At 42.1% G+C, this 18,076-nt stretch carries 15 protein-coding genes and 1 riboswitch; of the genes, 11 read left to right on the top strand and 4 right to left on the bottom strand.

All coding sequences use genetic code 11. The annotated features are described in order from the left end of the window. Nucleotides 1-71 precede the first annotated feature (71 nt). The 7 genes from Q0788_RS06930 to pnp all read left to right on the top strand — a co-directional run bounded on the left by Q0788_RS06930 (nucleotide 72) and on the right by pnp (nucleotide 6,474). A complete protein-coding gene (locus Q0788_RS06930; RefSeq protein WP_102078739.1) occupies nucleotides 72-461 on the top strand; it encodes a ribosome-binding factor A in 390 nt (129 codons plus the stop codon). 9 nt (nucleotides 462-470) lie between these two features. After that, nucleotides 471-1,562, top strand: coding sequence for a tRNA pseudouridine(55) synthase TruB (gene truB / locus Q0788_RS06925; protein WP_298808985.1), 1,092 nt, complete (start codon nucleotides 471-473; stop codon nucleotides 1,560-1,562). A 400-nt stretch (nucleotides 1,563-1,962) separates the two neighbouring features. Next, nucleotides 1,963-2,487, top strand: coding sequence for a type 1 glutamine amidotransferase domain-containing protein (locus Q0788_RS06920; RefSeq protein WP_298808983.1), 525 nt, complete (start codon nucleotides 1,963-1,965; stop codon nucleotides 2,485-2,487). A gap of 93 nt (nucleotides 2,488-2,580) precedes the next feature. Beyond that, nucleotides 2,581-2,742 carry a hypothetical protein gene (locus tag Q0788_RS06915; protein ID WP_185156577.1) on the top strand — a complete coding sequence of 54 codons (162 nt, stop codon included), beginning with the start codon at nucleotides 2,581-2,583 and terminating at the stop codon, nucleotides 2,740-2,742. A gap of 113 nt (nucleotides 2,743-2,855) precedes the next feature. Beyond that, nucleotides 2,856-3,032 carry a hypothetical protein gene (locus Q0788_RS06910; protein ID WP_298808979.1) on the top strand — a complete coding sequence of 59 codons (177 nt, stop codon included), beginning with the start codon at nucleotides 2,856-2,858 and terminating at the stop codon, nucleotides 3,030-3,032. A gap of 382 nt (nucleotides 3,033-3,414) precedes the next feature. Beyond that, nucleotides 3,415-3,681, top strand: coding sequence for a 30S ribosomal protein S15 (gene rpsO, locus Q0788_RS06905; protein ID WP_045443035.1), 267 nt, complete (start codon nucleotides 3,415-3,417; stop codon nucleotides 3,679-3,681). 690 nt (nucleotides 3,682-4,371) lie between these two features. Then, nucleotides 4,372-6,474, top strand: coding sequence for a polyribonucleotide nucleotidyltransferase (gene pnp / locus Q0788_RS06900; RefSeq protein WP_298808977.1), 2,103 nt, complete (start codon nucleotides 4,372-4,374; stop codon nucleotides 6,472-6,474). A 119-nt stretch (nucleotides 6,475-6,593) separates the two neighbouring features. On the opposite strand, the gene Q0788_RS06895 is transcribed toward pnp, so the two are convergent. The 4 genes from Q0788_RS06895 to Q0788_RS06880 all read right to left on the bottom strand — a co-directional run bounded on the left by Q0788_RS06895 (nucleotide 6,594) and on the right by Q0788_RS06880 (nucleotide 10,348). Beyond that, a complete protein-coding gene (locus Q0788_RS06895; protein ID WP_298808976.1) occupies nucleotides 6,594-7,157 on the bottom strand; it encodes a hypothetical protein in 564 nt (187 codons plus the stop codon). A 34-nt stretch (nucleotides 7,158-7,191) separates the two neighbouring features. Beyond that, complete coding sequence (locus Q0788_RS06890; RefSeq protein ID WP_298808974.1) at nucleotides 7,192-7,737, bottom strand: hypothetical protein; 546 nt, start codon at nucleotides 7,735-7,737, stop codon at nucleotides 7,192-7,194. Nucleotides 7,738-7,879: 142 nt separating this feature from the next. Then, a complete protein-coding gene (locus Q0788_RS06885) occupies nucleotides 7,880-8,137 on the bottom strand; it encodes a YheV family putative metal-binding protein (protein ID WP_134292263.1) in 258 nt (85 codons plus the stop codon). Then, on the bottom strand, nucleotides 8,138-10,348 hold the full coding sequence (locus Q0788_RS06880; RefSeq protein ID WP_298808970.1) for a M3 family metallopeptidase: 2,211 nt from the start codon (nucleotides 10,346-10,348) through the stop codon (nucleotides 8,138-8,140). Nucleotides 10,349-10,844: 496 nt separating this feature from the next. Between Q0788_RS06880 and Q0788_RS06875 the strand changes: the two genes are divergently transcribed. From Q0788_RS06875 to uca, 4 genes are all read left to right on the top strand, one after another. Further along, entirely contained in the window at nucleotides 10,845-11,957 is a 1,113-nt protein-coding gene (locus tag Q0788_RS06875) for a hypothetical protein (RefSeq protein WP_298808965.1), read from the top strand. Between the two features lie 612 nt (nucleotides 11,958-12,569). After that, a riboswitch (guanidine-I (ykkC/yxkD leader) is annotated at nucleotides 12,570-12,683 on the top strand. Between the two features lie 45 nt (nucleotides 12,684-12,728). Beyond that, nucleotides 12,729-13,502 carry an urea amidolyase associated protein UAAP1 gene (locus Q0788_RS06870; protein ID WP_298808963.1) on the top strand — a complete coding sequence of 258 codons (774 nt, stop codon included), beginning with the start codon at nucleotides 12,729-12,731 and terminating at the stop codon, nucleotides 13,500-13,502. Nucleotides 13,503-13,703: 201 nt separating this feature from the next. Then, the gene (locus tag Q0788_RS06865; RefSeq protein ID WP_298809048.1) at nucleotides 13,704-14,333 is read left to right on the top strand and encodes an urea amidolyase associated protein UAAP2; all 630 of its coding nucleotides are present in this window, start codon (nucleotides 13,704-13,706) and stop codon (nucleotides 14,331-14,333) included. A gap of 59 nt (nucleotides 14,334-14,392) precedes the next feature. Beyond that, entirely contained in the window at nucleotides 14,393-18,046 is a 3,654-nt protein-coding gene (uca, locus tag Q0788_RS06860; protein WP_298808960.1) for an urea carboxylase, read from the top strand. Nucleotides 18,047-18,076 lie beyond the last annotated feature (30 nt).

The raw sequence follows: 18,076 nt of genomic DNA, 5'->3' as shown, positions 1-18,076 counted from the left end.
ATCAGTGCAACACCTATTAGTCAGCAGACTTATACAGTAATAAAATAAGCCCATTAAAGTAAGGTAATAACATGAACCAACGTTTACAAAGATTGTCGGATCAGATTCAGCGTGAGCTTGCTGTTCTTATTCGCGATGAAGTCAATGACCCTCGTCTAACAGGCTTTGTCACGATCTCTAGCGTCAAAGTTAGCCCAGATTTAGGTTATGCGGACGTCTATGTCACTATCATGGAGCCTGAGCTCAATGATGCTATGAACAAGACCAACCATGAAGAAAGCATCAAAGTATTGAATAAAGCGGCAGGATTTTTGCGTACAGAATTAAGCCATAGCTTAAAGACACGTACTACGCCGCGCCTACGTTTTCATTATGATGAAGTAACGGCTCGTGGTAACTACATGATGGATTTGATTAGCAAGGCCGTGACTAAAACCGAGCAAAACGAGAATGACGAGTAAATTATTATTATGTCTATAGCGTCTAAGCAAGTTGATAAACAAGCCAATATGACGCCTGAAAAAGTAAAAGTTTCAGGTGTCATATTGGTGGATAAACCTAAAGGTATGACCTCGCAGCAAGTCGTGTCAAAAGTGAAGTATTTATTTAAGTCACCGATACACGATAGTAAAAAGGCAGGGCATACAGGAACGCTTGATCCGATGGCAACTGGCTTATTGCCTATTTGCTTGGGTGAAGCTACCAAGTTTAGCCATTATCAACTGGATGCTGATAAATCTTATCAAGCGACTATCTTGCTAGGTAGTCAAACCGATACTGGTGATGCTGATGGCCAAATCGTAACGCAGGCTTCTATCCCAGTATTCGACGAAGTCTCATTAGCGACTATTGCCCAGCAGTTTTTGGGTGCTCAGCAGCAGATACCACCGATGTACTCAGCGCTAAAAAAAGATGGCAAAAAACTGTATGAATATGCCCGTGCGGGCATTGAGGTTGATAGACCACCTAGAGATATCACGATTAAAGCAATCAATCTACAGATGATAGATAATAAACAGATTAATCTTACGGTTACTTGTACGAAAGGTACTTACGTACGTGTATTAGCGGAAGATATTGCGAAGCAGCTAGGTACGCTAGGACATTTGACGGCATTACGCCGTACACAAGTAGGGAACTTCAGTATTGATGATGCGATCGCTCTATCTTCATTAGAAGAGCATGGTTTAGAGGAGCGTCAGTCTTGGCTGCTGCCTATCGACGCTTGTATTGATATCGATGCTGAACTGATGCTGACAGAGGAACAATGCGCCCGTGTACATATGGGGCAGCGCTTAAACGTATTTGATGAGCTAACAGGTAAGCTCAAAGATTATGTTGCTAATATGGTTTCTAACCAGCTGTCTAATGATAGTTCTGTCGGTATCGATGATGACGCTAGTACCAATGGTAAAGCTGATACTGATCTTGATGCGTCTCAGCTCCTAGAGCATGAAATACCAGTTGATATACGTTTACTCAACGAGCAGGGAGAGTTTCTTGGTTTGGGGTCTGTGAGCTTAAACGGACGTTTACAACCTAAGAAATTGATTCAGCGCTAATAGTAACGTTTTCATCAATGTTACTTAAATAGAGAAACTACCACCTAACATTGGCCTGATTTACTAATAGTTTACACTAATCACATACCGTCACATTTTATTGCAGGTTTCGCCTATGGTGAAACCTGTTTTTTTTGTACTCTAGATTCATCAGATAGGGAATGCTGAGCTAAAAAACAAAACGGATAAGTAGTATAAAAATAAAAAATTGCTATAAAGCAAATAATTAAAATAATAGCCAATTAAAAGTAACCAATTAGAAGAAAAAAGTAATGCAGAAAGGACGCATTTGAATAAAAATAAAATAGTTCAAAGGAAAATGTAATACCAAATAATAATAAAACTAGCTTACAAAAATATAATGGTTCACAAAAACTAATAGATAAGAAGAAGGAAAGTTATGAAAACGATCGCTTTTTTACTACATAACCACTTCGAACAAGCAGAGTACGAAGACGTCAATAATCAGCTAAAAGACAAAGGCTACAAGACACTTCTCATAACAACAAATGATAAAAAAGAAGTGCAAGCCATGCAGCAAGACGTAGATAAGAGTGATACTTTTACTGCCGATATCTTTGTAGAAGATGCTAACGTTTCTGAGTATGATGCATTGGTTTTACCAGGCGGTACTGTCAACGCAGATACTATTCGTGGCAACGAAAAGGCTCATAAAATTATCAATGCTATTAATGAAGCAGGCAAGCCATTAGCTGTTATTTGTCATGCTCCTTGGGTTCTCATAAATATAGGTATTGCTAAAGGCAAAACCCTTACCGCTTATCCTACTTTGCAAATAGATTTAGAAAATGCTGGAGCAAACTACGTAGATAAGACAGTACAAGTAGATGATAATCTTATTACTTCGCGTAACCCAGATGATATACCCAATTTTGTTGATGCCATAGATAAAGCATTATCTTAGGATTTTGAACTCTAACTAAAAAATTTTAATTAAGTACTGTTAAATCTTAACTCTGTACAACTAACATTTATAACCATAACTAAGGAAGATACTATGTCAAATTCTAATCCAAACGATACTAAGCTTGAGCAACAACGTTCTGATTCAGCAGAAGCAGCGCTTAAAAGTCAAACTGAAGACAATCATAGTGAAAACAGCGAAGCAGCAGCAGAACGTATCGCAGCTAATTTAGAAAACGCGAAAGAAGACAAGTAAGTTTTTAATATGCCACCTGTAATAGGTGGCATTGATATGTTTATAGTTTGCACGTCTTATGATCGATGAGTGCAACAACAGTTAGTCCACAAAATAATAATTCAGGAGCTAATATGAGTAATTCACCGAACAATATGGACGAGCAAGAAAAAGAGATTGAAAAGCTTGCAGAAGAAATCAATCCACGTGAGCATGCTGCTCCAGACAGTCTAGCGGAAGTGACTACTGCTGCGCCTCTTGAAGACGATGAACTAGGCGGCAATGCGAAAGAAGCTGATGTTAATAAATAGTCTGCTTAGATAGGATGTTAATAGCTAGTTATCTAACAAATACTAGCTACTAGAAATTAAATGTCGCTTTACAAGTATTATGAAAAACTGCTGCTAGTTCAGCAGTTTTTTGTTATAATTACCCCCACATTTAAATTAGGTTTTGAATGATGTACTGTAGTTAGCCCATTACTTTGATTAAGTAGTGCTATAGCTAAATGCAATGTACGATTCAAAACATATTAAATGGTTGTTAACTGAGCTTGTCGTACACTAGGTCAACTCTAGTAATGCAGGGTTGTCCTGAATGGCGTACAGGTTATTTTATTTATTATTCTATTGCTTTAATACTGACTCAAATTGCAGTCCGTTTTTAAAGTTTTTAGCATTGCCGGAGATATTTATGCTAACTAATACCGATCGTGAACAAATCATCGCTCAATACCAACGTGGCGAAAATGACACTGGTTCTCCAGAAGTTCAAGTAGCTTTGTTGAGTGCTCGTATCAATGATTTGCAGAACCACTTTAAAGCACACAAAGCTGACCATCATAGCCGTCGCGGTCTTATCCGTATGGTTAACACGCGTCGTAAACTGCTTGATTACTTAAAAGGTAAAGACCTTGGTCGTTACACTACTCTAATCAGCCAGTTAGGTCTACGTCGTTAATCTAACGACAATAGTACGAGTGAATGCTGAATTTTTTGCTAAATCGTTCGGAACTTGTTTGTTATTATCGATAAAATAGATTTTTCTAAAAACGGTGTGGAATAGTTTCACGCCGTTTTTTTATGCTTATTCGTTTTAGATACCGTGCTCAAATAGTAAGAGCTATAGCTTCTTTTATAGAATCGTTAAGAGGGATATTGGTATAAACTGTACTAACCAAGTCTCAAGTACGGTATTTTCTGACAATAATTGCGCTACTGTGCAATTAATTGGTCAATGGCTATAAATCACTGTAAAATAATACCTTGTGAGTTTGATAGCGCATCTGCTACAGATATGGCAATTATTGATGAAATACTTATTATTTGGCTTGGTAATCAGCGCAGATAGCTGATATTTGAAAGTTCAGAAAATAGCCTGTAGGGTTTCTAGCATCGAAGTTTTTTGACTTAATATCTTTTTGATAGTATTTATAGTAAAGCCAAAATTGCACGACCGAATATACATAATAGTACGATGTCTAACTCAGACAAATATATGAGATAACCAAGTAACGTTATTGGCATTGGTTGCGATGATTTTTAATAGAAAACATGTCAACTGATAGCCATATACACAGAATTTTAATGACAGATATCAGCTTTTTTTGACGCTGATATCAGTTTTGTCAGTCAACATTAGGAAGATTATATGACAATGTTCAACACCATTAAGCGTGAATTTCAGTATGGCAACCAGCAGGTTGTTATCGAGACAGGCCGTATTGCCCGTCAAGCAAACTCTATTTTAGTACACATGGGCGGCGTAACAGTATTAGTTGCAGCAGTCGTGAAATCAGAAGCTAAAGAAGGTCAAAACTTCTTTCCGCTAACGGTTAATTATCAAGAAAAAATGTATGCAGCGGGTAAAATCCCAGGTGCTTACGGCAAACGTGAAGGCCGTGCGAGCGAATTTGAAACCTTAACTTCACGCTTGATTGACCGTCCGATTCGTCCGCTATTCCCAGAAGGCTACGTAAACGAAATCCAAATCACCGCAACAGTTGTATCATCAGATAAAACTCAGTCTGCAGATATCGCTGCACTAATCGGTGCTTCAGCAGCATTGGCTATTTCTGATGCACCATTTAATGGTCCTGTTGCTGCCGCTCGTGTTGGTTTCATTAACGGTGAATACGTTCTAAACCCAACGTCTGAGCAGCTTGAAACCAGTGACCTAGATTTAGTTGTGGCTGGTACTAAGTCTGCGGTATTGATGGTTGAATCTGAAGCGGCAGAGCTGTCAGAAGACCAAATGTTAGGTGCAGTATTGTACGGCCATCAGCAACAACAAATTGTTATTGATAACATTGCGTCAATGGCTGAAGAAATCGGTACTGCTAAGCAGCAATACTCTGCTCCTGAGCGTGACCAAGCCCTTACTAGCGGCATGAAAGAGCAGTTCGGCGAACAAGTTGCTGACGCTTATACCATTACTGATAAGCAAGCACGTTACACTAAGCTTGATGAAATTAAGCAATCAATTATTGATGCACTTGCTGGTGATGCTGAGTCAGAAACTTATGCTGATACTGTATCTGAGCTTAAAGAAATCTATAACGACCTTAAATATCGTACCGTTCGTGACAACATCTTGTCAGGTAAGCCGCGTATCGATGGTCGTGACCCTGAGACAGTTCGTGCGCTTGACGTACAAGTTGGTGTATTGCCATATACGCATGGTTCAGCACTGTTCACACGTGGTGAGACGCAGGCATTGGTTACTACCACACTTGGTAACAGCCGTGACGTCAACATGATTGACTCACTAGGTGGCACGATTCGTGACCATTTCATGCTGCATTACAACTTCCCGCATTTCTCAGTTGGTGAAACGGGCCGTGAAGGTATTCCAAAACGTCGTGAAATCGGCCATGGTCGTCTAGCACGCCGCGGTGTACAAGCGATGTTGCCAGATAGCGAGCGTTTCCCGTATGTGATTCGTGTGGTATCGGAAATCACTGAATCTAACGGTTCATCTTCTATGGCTTCTGTTTGTGGCGCAAGCTTGGCATTGATGGACGCAGGCGTACCATTAAAAGCACCAGTGGCTGGTATCGCGATGGGTCTGGTTAAAGAAGGCGATCGTTTTGCTGTATTATCAGACATCTTGGGTGATGAAGATCATCTAGGTGATATGGACTTTAAAGTAGCCGGTTCTAAAAATGGTATCACTGCGTTACAGATGGATATCAAAATCGAAGGTATTACCCCTGACATCATGGAACAAGCGCTTAAACAAGCTCATGCAGGTCGTATCCATATCCTAGAAGCAATGAACCAAGTATTGCCTGAGAGCCGTACTGAAATCAATGCTCATGCACCAAACTACGCGGTTATCGAAATCAACCCAGACAAGATTCGTGACGTTATCGGTAAAGGCGGCGCAACTATCCGTCAGCTAACGGAAGAAACTGGCGCGGTTATCGATATTGATGATGCTGGTACTATCCGTATCTTTGGTGAAAACAAAGCAGCGACCAAGGCAGCTATCGGTAAAATCGAAGCACTAACTGCTGAAGTTGAAGTTGGTAAAACTTATGAAGGTACCGTTGCTCGTATCGTCGACTTCGGTGCATTTGTAAATGTCTTGCCAAACACGGATGGCCTAGTACATATTTCACAAATTGCAGAAGAGCGCGTAGAGAATGTATCAGACTATCTAAAAGAAGGTCAAATCGTTAAAGTACTCGTACAAGACGTTGACAACCGTGGTCGTATCAAACTGACTATGAAAGGTGTTGAGCAGAACTAATACTCAATATCTGATGTGGTTTAAGTAATAAAAAACCGCTTTGAAATACTCGTCATGAGTATTCAAGGCGGTTTTTTTATGTGTCCTAAAAGATGATGACTGGCTAGCTAAAAGGCCATTTATAAATCAATACTTTTAGGCAGGTGTATATCGATACGAAGTTTTGGTAGGTCTTGTAAGTATTCAGTTAGTAATGGCAACGTATCAGCATGCCAGTCTAAAGGCAGGGTATCTACTGTAGTGCTTTCATTGGATACGATATCACGTGGTTTGCCTGAGATAAGTGGCCGTGCAAGCAATGCAACTCTGCGTATGCCTTGGTAACGTATAAGCGGCATTATTTGCTGTTGCAAATCAATCAAGGCAGTAGTCAGCCAACGTGTGCGCGCTGGATGGTAAGGATGGTTTGATATCACGAGGTTGGCAATATAGTTTGGCTGGTTACCGTTACTACTGATACCAAGTCCGACTTGCTCACGTGTACGCTTATTAATTAAGCAGCTACCAACATTCAGACTACCATCGCGGCACGCACGATGATAGCGACTATAATTATCAGGAAAGAGAGTTTTCGCTCGTGTGAGTACAGGATCTAAAACGACACCAGCATTATTGACAGGTAAAACAAGCAACTGTGCATTACTATTTAAAATAGAGGCATGTGTGAGTTGCAAAATCGCCATCGTAAGCCTCTCTATAACCAAATCAACTATACGGTTATTGAACCGTCGCTTTATTAGAGTCGTTTGCTTCTAACTGAGCAATTTGTTGTTCAAGTAGCGCAATTTGTTCTGCCTTCATATCAGTCAATTGCTTATTCATAGCCACTTGTTCAGCTGCTAACTTTTCTTGTTCGGCCAGTCGCTGACGTTCATCTTCTAAACGATCAATCTCTTCTTTCGCCAAGCTGTCATTTTCTGGTAGAGGCGCATCTAATATAGCAGTAGGATTTGGTATCGCGTTACTGTCATTATTTACTTCTCCAGAGTTTTCATCCATGAGCACACCGTCGTCAATCACAGAATCATCTGGTATATCAGATATATTGTCTGTTGTTGACTCTGTCGGCGTTTGCTCAGTTGTTGGTGCTGAAGTAGCGTCATCAGGGAGTGTGGACTGAGTGCCAGACCTTCCTACGATAAGGTAGACAATGACGATAAGTAGCAATACTGAGGTAAGTATTGCCAAAATTTTCTGACGTGATTTAGTCTGTTTTTTCTTAGAGGTGTGAGTTGATGAAGGCCGGATGTTGTCTGGTTTCATATTGTGATCGATTCATGTCAAGAATATAAGTAGCCATACTATAGCAAACTCAAAATAAAAAGCCTATCTATTGATAGATAGGCTTAATAGACCATTAAATAATAAAGTATTTAATCTAGTTTCAAGTGTAAGTGCTAGATAGCTAAGGCTTGAATTTTACAGTACCGCTGGTGCCAGTTGCCATCGCATCACGTGCCATTTGATCTTCTAAATGGTTCTTGGCGCTAATGGCATCAGGATCGGGGCGGTGCTCTGTGTGTCCGCACTGAGTACATTCAATATACTCATCTGGGGCAGGAGTCACGATATTAACTTGCACCACAGCGTCCATCTCCTGACATTTCGGACAACGTACCCCTGCTAAAAATCGGCGCTTAGGACTAGATGACTGATAACGCATTTAAATGACCTCGCGCGTCGTTTGAGTATTTGCCGCATCGATATTTTTAGCATCAGTGAAACCATTATGACGTAGCAAGGCATCAATACTGGCGCTACGACCGCGGAAGTTTTCAAAGTTGGTCTTGGCTGGGAAACTGCCGCCAACAGATAAGATGGAATCACGGAACGCTTTGCCTGTCGCTGGGTTGAAAATACCGTCTTCTTCAAACTTACTAAACGCATCCGCTGATAGCAGTTCCGCCCATTTATACGAGTAATAACCTGCAGCATAGCCACCCGCGAAGATATGACTAAAACCATTAGCAAAGCGGTTATAGTCAGGTGTTTGTATAACGGATATATCATGACGAACAGTATTGAGCGTCTCTAAAATACCATCGTAATTAAGCGCTGGCGTATGAGCATGAATTAGTAGGTCAAATAGGGCAAACTCAATCTGACGCAGTGTTTGCATGCCGCTTTGAAAATTTTTGACTGCTAATAGTGCATCCAATTTGTCTTTAGGTAATGGCTCACCAGTCTCAACGTGACTACTGATAAGGGCAATACCTTCAGCGTCCCAAGCCCAGTTTTCCATAAACTGACTAGGAAGCTCGACCGCATCCCATTCAACGCCATTGACACCAGCGACATCACCGACCGTGACTTGAGTCAATAAATGATGCAAGCCATGACCAAACTCGTGGAATAAGGTTAATACTTCATCATGGGTCAATAAACTAGGTTTGCCATCAAGTGCCGGCGTGAAATTACCAACCATAAAGCAGACGGGCAGCTGCTGATGGTTCTGTTCTTCATAGCTATAGCGAGATTGAAAACCACTCATCCATGCACCGCCACGCTTACCACTACGTGCAAATAAGTCAAAGTAGAAGCCACCAAGCAAGCGATCATCAGCATCGAATAACTGATAAAAACTCACATCGTCATGCCAGCGAGAGACTGAGTCACTTTCTGCATCTTTATGACCTTGCTCTTGTACTTTGATACCGTATAGACGCTCAACGATAGTGAACAAGCCATTAATCACTTTAGGTAATGGGAAATATGGACGAATTTCCTCTTGTGATAAGCTGAACTCATTTTGTTTTACCTTTTCAGCGATGTAAGCGCTATCCCACGGTTGCAATTCATCAATGCCATAATCACTAGCGTATTTCTGTAGCTGTGCCAAATCTGCTTTGGCAGCAGGGGTTGCTTGCGTTGCTAAGTCACGTAAGAATGTCTCTACTTCTAAGACACTGTCTGCCATCTTAGTCGATAGCGATACTTCAGCATAATTTGCAAAACCAAGTAGCTTGGCTTTTTGCTCACGTAATGAGAGGATTTGACTCATATTGTCAGCGTTATTTAATGAGGTGCCTTTTGCATTGATATGTTTATCAAACTCAGAGGCACGCGTAACGTAAGCACGATAAAGCGTCTCACGTAGGCTACGATCGTCCGCATGAGTCATGATCGCTAGATATACAGGAATATTTAAACTGGCCACATAGTAAGGAGTAGGAAGTGCATCTATATCGGCTTGGCTAAGAGCACCGCTAGCAAGCTCACGCGCTTTGTATTGCTCGCCTGCATCTGCCAATAGTGCCAAACCGCTCTCTGTTAAGCCCTTTAATTGGGAGTCTTCTAAAGGCAGGGCAAATGCTTGCGTTGCATCCAAGATATTGTCTGAAAAGGTTGCAGACAAGGTAGATAACTCGCTTTGGATAGCGGCAAACTTTTCTTGCTCAGCTTGAGGTAATGCAACGCCTGATAACTCAAAGCTACGTAATGCCAGTTCGATTGCACGTGCACGAGCAGGCTCTAACGTAGCAAAGAAATCTATGTCATTGACAATAGCTTGATAGCGATTAAACAACGGCTGATGCTGTCCCACTCGCGTACCGTAAGCAGATAGCTTTGGTAACAGTTCATGGTGAACATGACGAATCTCATCGTTGCTCATCACACTATTAAGATGCGACAAAATACCCCAGCTACGATCCAATGCCAAATTAATATGATCAAATCTCATCACATCTGCCAAAGCTTGTTCAGCGCTTATTTTTTCAGCGCTTATTTTTCCAGCACTGTCGCTTTCTATCACGGTTAAAGTATCTAAAAAAGCATTGGCAGCATCAATGGCGTCAATCACTTGGCTCTGTAATGTATGTGGCGCAGTGTCGGAAAAATCGACAAGGCGTAAATCTAAAGGAGAAGGTATCATATAGGTATCCGATATAAATGAATTATTATTAATCAAAATGAGAATGAGCTAAATCTGGCTACTATTGAAATATACAGTGTGTTCTTATTTTATATATAGATTATATAAAAGATGGGTTCATTTGGTAAAAATACAACCTAATCACTTTTATACGATTCAAGTGAGTAAAGCAGTGCTAGCAATCTGAAAGTAAATATCGAAATTCTGATACTTAGATTCCACTTCTCAAGATAATTATCTGAATATATAGTTATGCTCGCTAAGGCAGTTCTTTAACAATATAGAGTGCTCTACTTACAAAGCGCTATCATTTGATTGCAAATTAACCCTACAGGGAGTGGGGTATAGCTGTTAGCATCAAGATAATGGAATTTAAATATTATGCATCAATGAGATGCAAGAAAAACACGGATAGAAATTTCTACACTTATAAAAGTACATGAGTGAAGAGATACATAAAGTTAAAAATGAACGATAGTAAAACAAGGAGCAATATATGAAAGCGACTCTTAAAAGTTTACGTGAAACTAAAGCTAACCCTGCAGTAAGTATCTTTGTTAAAACGCATCGTGAACATCCAGCTAATGAGCAAGATCCTATCGCTCTAAAAAACCAATTAAAGGTTGCCGAAGATCGTCTGACAAAAGAGTACGATAAACGCACAGCGACTACCATTCTAGATAATATTCAAAATAAGATTAGTGAGCTTAATCACAATTATAATCTCGATACGTTAGCTATATTTGCTAGTACAGATGATGTGCAAGTCATCCGTATGCCAATTGATACAACGGAACGCGTTGTGATCTCAGATAGGTTTGCTACGCGTGACTTGGTCCGTGATATGGCAAGTGCGGTTCATTATTATACTGTGGTCTTAACTCGTGATAATGCGCGTTTGATTGAAGCATCTAATGACCGCGTTGTGAGAGAATTCGATAAAGATGACGATGCACAAAACAACATGGAGAACATTCAGTTCCCTGTCGAAAACAACGGACTATACACAACAGGTGACGGTGGCTCAGATCGCTCATCAAATAACGAGAGTAGTCACTTAAAAGAATTCTTTAACCAAGTTGATAAAAGCGTCCAAGAACTCTGGGGCGAGCATAAAATGCCTCTTGTTATAGTTGGTGATGCAAAAAATATTGGCTATTATAAAGAAGTCTGTGATCGTCCAGATAATATCATCGCTACAGTATCGAATGCGACCAATCTAGAAGACGGTAGTGCTCAGCATATCGTAGATAGTGTGCAAGAAGCCGTAGAAGAGTATCGTACCTCACTGCACAAAGCTGCATTGGGTGAAATTGATAAAGCTCGCGGTGCGAATATGTTGCAGACGGATTTGCAGGAAGTATATCGCAGCGCCTTCCAAGGGGCTGGCGAGACGCTTTATGTACGCCGTGGCTATATACAATCCGCTAAGATTGATGAAAAGGCACAAACGTTAAGCCCTGCCAATGATGCTACTACGGAAGGCATCACAGATGATGCAATCGGTGAAATCATCGAACACGTCATTCATAATGGCGGCGAAGCTGTATTTATGTCACAAGACATCATGGGTGAAGATCAACCAATAGCACTAGTAACTCGCTACTAATCTGACGATGACACCTATGCGCGATGTTCATTTATGGGTCAGCCATTTATGAATTAGCCATTGATAATACATAGGTGTAATATGAGAGCATTGGTTCAATACGAGCCAGTGCTCTTTTTATCATTCAATATCAGCAATTTTCAATATACGTTAAAGGCATTGGTTCACATTGAGCCAATGCTTTTTTGATTTTTAGTATTTAAGTTATGAAAGATAAAGTTAAATATTAACGTACTTTTAAAACGGTTCAGAATGGAGCGGTGTTTATTATTATGGTGCACAATGCTCTACTATAGTGCGTTTTTTAATCTGTATATGAATCAGTCTATATTTCGTTTTAAGTACTGCCACAAAACATGTTAGATATTTACTTTTGAAATAATATTAAACTCATTACTATTGAACCAATCCATATATATCAAGCTATAAGCGTGCCTAGGAGCCTATTTATTTTGTAGAAATAGGATAGATATCGCGAATTTTTTAGTACACTAATTTTACTTTGTGCGAAAATTAAAAGACAAGTCGATAGTGATAGAGGATGGCTGGCATACCGTTTGCACGGTTAATAGTACACGGTTAACTACCGTATATTATTAATCTAAGAGCTAAAAAAATGCCGTCTAGGGTTCCGATATAGTAGTAGATTACGTTTTAACACTATATGACTGGTCCGAGAGATGGCGGTTCGAAAGAACTACACGGAGGGATAAAAGCCCGGGAGACTCTAAGTGACACTGTTCACTTAAGCTCATAACTGTGGAGTTTTTTATGTCATCCGTTTCAATCATTACTTCCGATAGTTCGTATTCAGATCGTTTTACCATGCCTCTACCAGGTGGCCATCATTGGTGTGGTCGACTCAATAAAAATACTGTACTAACGCTCAAATCACTGGCAGCCAATGCCAATGCTAGCCTATATGTGGTCAATGCTGATGAGAAGCTTGAACGCTTCAACATGCCAGATAGTCTAAAAGCACAACACACCTTATACCTATCTGAAGGTCACGTACTCTACTCCGATATGGGCCGAGTGCTGGCTTCTATTATTAGCGATGACCATGGCTGGAACGATACCATTTGTGGCCCTAGCACCGCTGCTATGATCAGCTCACAATATGGCAAAAAAACCTTCCAAGATGCTCGTAACGAGCGCTATCAAAACGGTCTTGACGGACTACTAACAGAGATGTCGAAGTTTGCGCTAAATGAGCGCGACCTTACGGCAACGGTCAATTTATTCTCCAAAGTCACCCCCGATCTACAAGGACAGCTGTCCTATATCGCTGCTGACAACACCAACCAATCTATCGCCCTACGGTTTGAGATGAATTGCTTAGTATTCATCTGTAACGCCCCGCACCCACTTGATCCATCAGACATCTATGATTCAGCTGATATTGAGCTAACCATTCAGCAGGCAGCGCCTATAGTGCCAACAGCAGAGTTTGATATTTGCCGTGACTCTTGCTCGCAAAACCAACGCGGGTTTGAGAATAATGCACGCTATTTTGGCGACTATACGAACGCCAGTGTTCGATAGGCGAAAGAAGCTATTAAGTGCTTATCAATTTCTAACTTTTGACTGGTAAAACGATTTTATAGGCTCATTCACATAACATTTATGCCTATAACGTTTACAACCAGTCATATCAACTAAGAGAGCAGACTCATGACAACTAACAATGATACTAAAAATAAAGATCAAGCTATTCAAAATCCAGCGCCAACAACTTTAGAGTCAATGGATCTCAAGCAAATTAAGCTGCGTGAAACGTGTGCCGCTGGAGAGGGATGGATGGCAGAGGTCAAGAAAAACCAGACGTTGCGCATTATAGATACTGAAGGCAATCAGGCAGTCGATACCTTGTTTATAAGCTGCGCAGATACTGCAGAACGTTATAGTGCCACAGATACGTTGGCACGAAATAGAAAGCTGTTTTTAGAGATGGGCAGTCAGCTCTTCACTAATAGAGGTCAAGTCATTGCCACTATCACAGATGACACCTGCGGTCGTCATGATACGTTGGGCGGTGCATGCTCATGTGAGAGCAACACTGTGCGTTACGCTCATGATACTTATCCCATGCATAGTTGCCGAAACAACTTTATGCATACCCTAGCAACGCATTCAGTTGCTCAAAAATATGATCTGAACCTACGTCATGTCGGACCAAATATCAATTTCTTTATGAACGTGCCTATTACGCCTGATGGTAGTTTGGCGTTTGATGATGGCATCTCAGCCCCTGGCAAATACGTCGATATCACTGCACAAATGGACATGATTGTCCTGATATCGAACTGTCCTCAGCTCAACAATCCCTGCAACGGTTATAACCCCACGCCTATTGAGCTGGTGATTTATGAGTAAGTAAGCGATTTTCGAACAAGACGATACTGCCTATTAATGAGAATGCTGAGGAAGTTGTGATGTTTAAAAAAGTATTGATTGCCAATCGCGGTGCTATTGCTTGCCGAATTATACGTACCTTAAAGCAAATGGGTGTCGGCTCAGTCGTTGTCTATACTGATGTGGATAGGGGCTCACTACATGTCAGTCAGGCTGATGAAGCCATCAACATTGGCTCTGGGTCTGCCAGTGATAGCTATCTAAATATGGATAAAGTATTGCAAGCAGCGATTGATTCAGGCGCAGAAGCGATCCATCCTGGTTATGGGTTTTTATCAGAAAACGCGGCATTCTGTGATCGCTGCAGTGATGCTGGAATCGCTTTTGTTGGGCCAACCTCTGAGCAGCTGCTGAGCTTTGGACTTAAGCATACGGCTCGTAAGCTCGCCATTGACAGCCAAGTGCCATTGTTACCCGGTAGCGAACTGCTACAAGATGTGGACGAAGCATTATGTGAGGCCGAGCGTATTGGTTACCCTGTCATGCTAAAAAGCACTGCAGGCGGCGGTGGTATCGGCATGCGTCTGGTGTGGAATGAGGTCGAACTAAAGGATGCTTATGAGTCTGTGCATCATTTGGCACAAAGCAACTTCAGTGATGCTGGGCTATATCTCGAAAAGTTTGTAGAGCATGCTCGCCATATCGAAGTGCAAGTGTTTGGTGACGGGGTAGGTAATATCATCACTTTAGGAGAGCGTGACTGTTCTATCCAGCGTCGTAATCAAAAAGTGATTGAAGAAACACCAGCGCCTTTACTATCAGATACACAAAGACAAAACCTACAAGCGGTGGCAACTAAGTTGATGCAACAAGTCAACTATCGCTCTGCTGGTACTGTCGAATTTGTGATGGATGTGTCGACGCAAGACTTCTATTTCTTGGAAGTCAACACACGCTTGCAAGTTGAGCATGGTGTCACAGAAGAAATCTATCACGTGGATTTAGTACGCTGGATGATTGAGTTGGCTGCAGGAGAGTTCGTGTTACCAGAGTTACCATTGCATGCATCAGGACATTCAATTCAGGTGCGTCTGTACGCTGAAGACCCTGTCAAAAGCTTTCAGCCAAGCACGGGGATTTTAACGGATGCCTATTTTGACCCAGCCGCTCGTGTCGAGACTTGGATAGAAACGGGTAGTGAGATATCAGCCTTTTATGACCCGATGCTAGCAAAAATTATCGTCAGGGCACCTGACCGCAAGCAAGCACTGGAGAAAATGAGCCAAAGTTTGGCCGTGTCACGTATGGCAGGTCTTGAAACCAATCTTGAGTATTTGCAGCAGATAGTGGCCTCAGAGATATTTTATCAAGGCGAGCAGACTACAAGGTTTTTGAACACTTTTACATGGCTCAGTCAAAAAATTGAAGTGTTGCAGTCGGGTGTACAGACGGCGGTGCAAGATGTACTCGGCCGAGAAGGCTACTGGGATGTGGGCGTACCTCCATCAGGTGCGATAGATGGTCTGAGTCTCAATACGGGTAATCAACTATTGGGCAACCCATTTAATACCGCAGGTCTTGAGTGTGTGGTTACTGGACCAACCTTATTGTTCCATTGCGACAGTCAGATTGCTATTACTGGCGGTAACATGGCCTGTACCTTGGATGGTGTAGAGCAGCCGATGTGGCAAACCATTCCTGTGCGCAAAGGCCAAAAACTTATTTGTGGCAATATCACCTCAGGCTGCCGAAGCTATATCGCTATCAAAGGCGGTATAAATGTACCTGAATATTTGGGTAGCCAAGCGACCTTTAGTTTAGGTCAGTTTGGTGGTCATGCTGGTCGTAACTTACTTATCGGCGACATGCTACCCGTTGTACAGTGCGATACGTCTATTGATACTAAAGCCTTACCTGCTTCACAGCAACCAACGTTTAATGGACTATGGCAAATCGCGGTCATGTATGGACCACATGGCGCGCCAGATTTCTTTACGGATGCTGATGTGACGCAGTTCTTTGAGCATGAATGGGAGGTGCATCACAACTCTAGCCGTACTGGTATCCGTCTGGTCGGACCCAAACCTGAATGGGCGCGTGAAGACGGCGGCGAGGCAGGACTACACCCATCAAATATCCATGACAATGCCTATGCTGTTGGTGCGATTGACTTCACAGGCGACATGCCGATCATTCTAGGACCTGATGGGCCAAGCCTCGGTGGCTTTGTGTGTTTGAGCGTCATCGTCGCAGGTGAGCGCTGGAAAATGGGACAGCTCAAAGCAGGTGATCGAGTGCAGTTTGTCCCTGTCAGCTACGATCAAGCCGCACAATTACATCAGCGTTACGATGATATGCTACGGGCTGATCACTGTGATTTGGTGGATTATGATTTACCTATTCATACAGAAAACGCAACATTGCAGACAGCCATACTAGACACTTTACCCATCCATAATGACCAACCAAAAGTGATATATCGCCCTGCTGGAGACAGCTATATACTGATTGAGTACGGTGAGCAAGTGCTTGATTTGCAATTGCGCTTCCGCGTTCAGGCATTGATGGAGTGGCTACAAGCACAGCATATCGATGCCATTATCGATATGACGCCAGGTATTCGCTCACTATTAGTGCATTACCATTCATTAAAATTGCCACAGGCAGCACTGCTGGCAATTCTCAAACAAGCAGAAAGCGCGCTGCCCGATATTAAGAATATGCAAGTGCCGTCCAGAATTGTTCATTTACCAATGGCTTGGGCTGACTCTCAGACTAAGCTAGCAACTGAGAAGTATCAGCAGCTTGTCTATCCTGACGCACCTTGGTGCCCTGACAACATAGAATTCATCAGACGTATCAATGGCTTGGCCTCTGCCCAAGCGGTCAAAGATATTGTCTATGATGCCAGCTACTTGGTCATGGGGCTTGGTGATGTCTATTTGGGTGCGCCTGTTGCCACACCGCTCGATCCCAGACACCGCTTGGTCACGACCAAATACAATCCTGCTAGAACATGGACGCCAGAGAACGCGGTCGGTATCGGTGGCGCTTATATGTGTATCTACGGTATGGAAGGCCCAGGTGGTTATCAGTTCGTTGGTAGGACGCTACAAATCTGGAACCGCTACCGCTCGCATCCTAGCTTTGAAGCCGAAAAACCATGGCTGCTACGATTCTTTGATCAAATTCGTTTTTATGAAGTCAGTGAAGACGAACTGTTATCGATGCGAACAGCCTTTAAGGCAGGTGAGCTCTCGATTGAGGTTGAGGATAGTGTGTTAAACCTCGCTGAGTATTACGAGATGTTGAGTGAAAATAAAGACAGTATTCAGACATTTAAAGATCAGCAGCAAGCCAACTTTGATGCTGAACGACAACGCTGGAAGCAGCAAGGTCTTGATCAGTATGTGGGCGAAGATATTGATGCGGTAGAAGTATCATCAGAAGTTTCTGTACCTGAGGGCGGGATAGTCGTCAAAGCTCATATGATGGGCAGTGTATGGAAGATTTCTTGCGCGGTAGGTGATGTAGTCGATGAGGGGCAGACCTTAGCAATCATAGAAGCCATGAAAATTGAGATACCAATTGTCTCACCCGTTGCGATGCAGGTCGTGAGTATTGAAATTGAGATTGGTACTACAGTGAAACCCGAGCAGCCATTATTTGTACTGGCACCTATTATTGCTCACGAGACATCGGTGGCAGACTCAGATGCACACGAAGAAAGCTGATGCTGTACGGACTCATCTAGCCGATAGTGA

The sequence above is a fragment of the uncultured Psychrobacter sp. genome, from assembly GCF_947500265.1.
Lineage (GTDB): Bacteria > Pseudomonadota > Gammaproteobacteria > Pseudomonadales > Moraxellaceae > Psychrobacter.
The sequence above is the reverse complement of the archived record's forward strand: the minus strand, read 5'-3'. Positions and strand labels throughout refer to the sequence as shown.

What these genes read in the sequence shown, in the direction of transcription:
- Q0788_RS06870 (WP_298808963.1), top strand. Translation starts at nt 12,729, where the DNA reads ATGTCATCCGTTTCAATCATTACTTCCGATAGTTCGTATTCAGATCGT.
- Q0788_RS06880 (WP_298808970.1), bottom strand. Translation starts at nt 10,348, where the DNA reads ATGATACCTTCTCCTTTAGATTTACGCCTTGTCGATTTTTCCGACACT.
- Q0788_RS06895 (WP_298808976.1), bottom strand. Translation starts at nt 7,157, where the DNA reads ATGGCGATTTTGCAACTCACACATGCCTCTATTTTAAATAGTAATGCA.
- uca (WP_298808960.1), top strand. Translation starts at nt 14,393, where the DNA reads ATGTTTAAAAAAGTATTGATTGCCAATCGCGGTGCTATTGCTTGCCGA.
- Q0788_RS06865 (WP_298809048.1), top strand. Translation starts at nt 13,704, where the DNA reads ATGGATCTCAAGCAAATTAAGCTGCGTGAAACGTGTGCCGCTGGAGAG.
- pnp (WP_298808977.1), top strand. Translation starts at nt 4,372, where the DNA reads ATGACAATGTTCAACACCATTAAGCGTGAATTTCAGTATGGCAACCAG.
- rpsO (WP_045443035.1), top strand. Translation starts at nt 3,415, where the DNA reads ATGCTAACTAATACCGATCGTGAACAAATCATCGCTCAATACCAACGT.
- truB (WP_298808985.1), top strand. Translation starts at nt 471, where the DNA reads ATGTCTATAGCGTCTAAGCAAGTTGATAAACAAGCCAATATGACGCCT.
- Q0788_RS06915 (WP_185156577.1), top strand. Translation starts at nt 2,581, where the DNA reads ATGTCAAATTCTAATCCAAACGATACTAAGCTTGAGCAACAACGTTCT.
- Q0788_RS06875 (WP_298808965.1), top strand. Translation starts at nt 10,845, where the DNA reads ATGAAAGCGACTCTTAAAAGTTTACGTGAAACTAAAGCTAACCCTGCA.
- Q0788_RS06910 (WP_298808979.1), top strand. Translation starts at nt 2,856, where the DNA reads ATGAGTAATTCACCGAACAATATGGACGAGCAAGAAAAAGAGATTGAA.
- Q0788_RS06930 (WP_102078739.1), top strand. Translation starts at nt 72, where the DNA reads ATGAACCAACGTTTACAAAGATTGTCGGATCAGATTCAGCGTGAGCTT.
- Q0788_RS06920 (WP_298808983.1), top strand. Translation starts at nt 1,963, where the DNA reads ATGAAAACGATCGCTTTTTTACTACATAACCACTTCGAACAAGCAGAG.
- Q0788_RS06885 (WP_134292263.1), bottom strand. Translation starts at nt 8,137, where the DNA reads ATGCGTTATCAGTCATCTAGTCCTAAGCGCCGATTTTTAGCAGGGGTA.
- Q0788_RS06890 (WP_298808974.1), bottom strand. Translation starts at nt 7,737, where the DNA reads ATGAAACCAGACAACATCCGGCCTTCATCAACTCACACCTCTAAGAAA.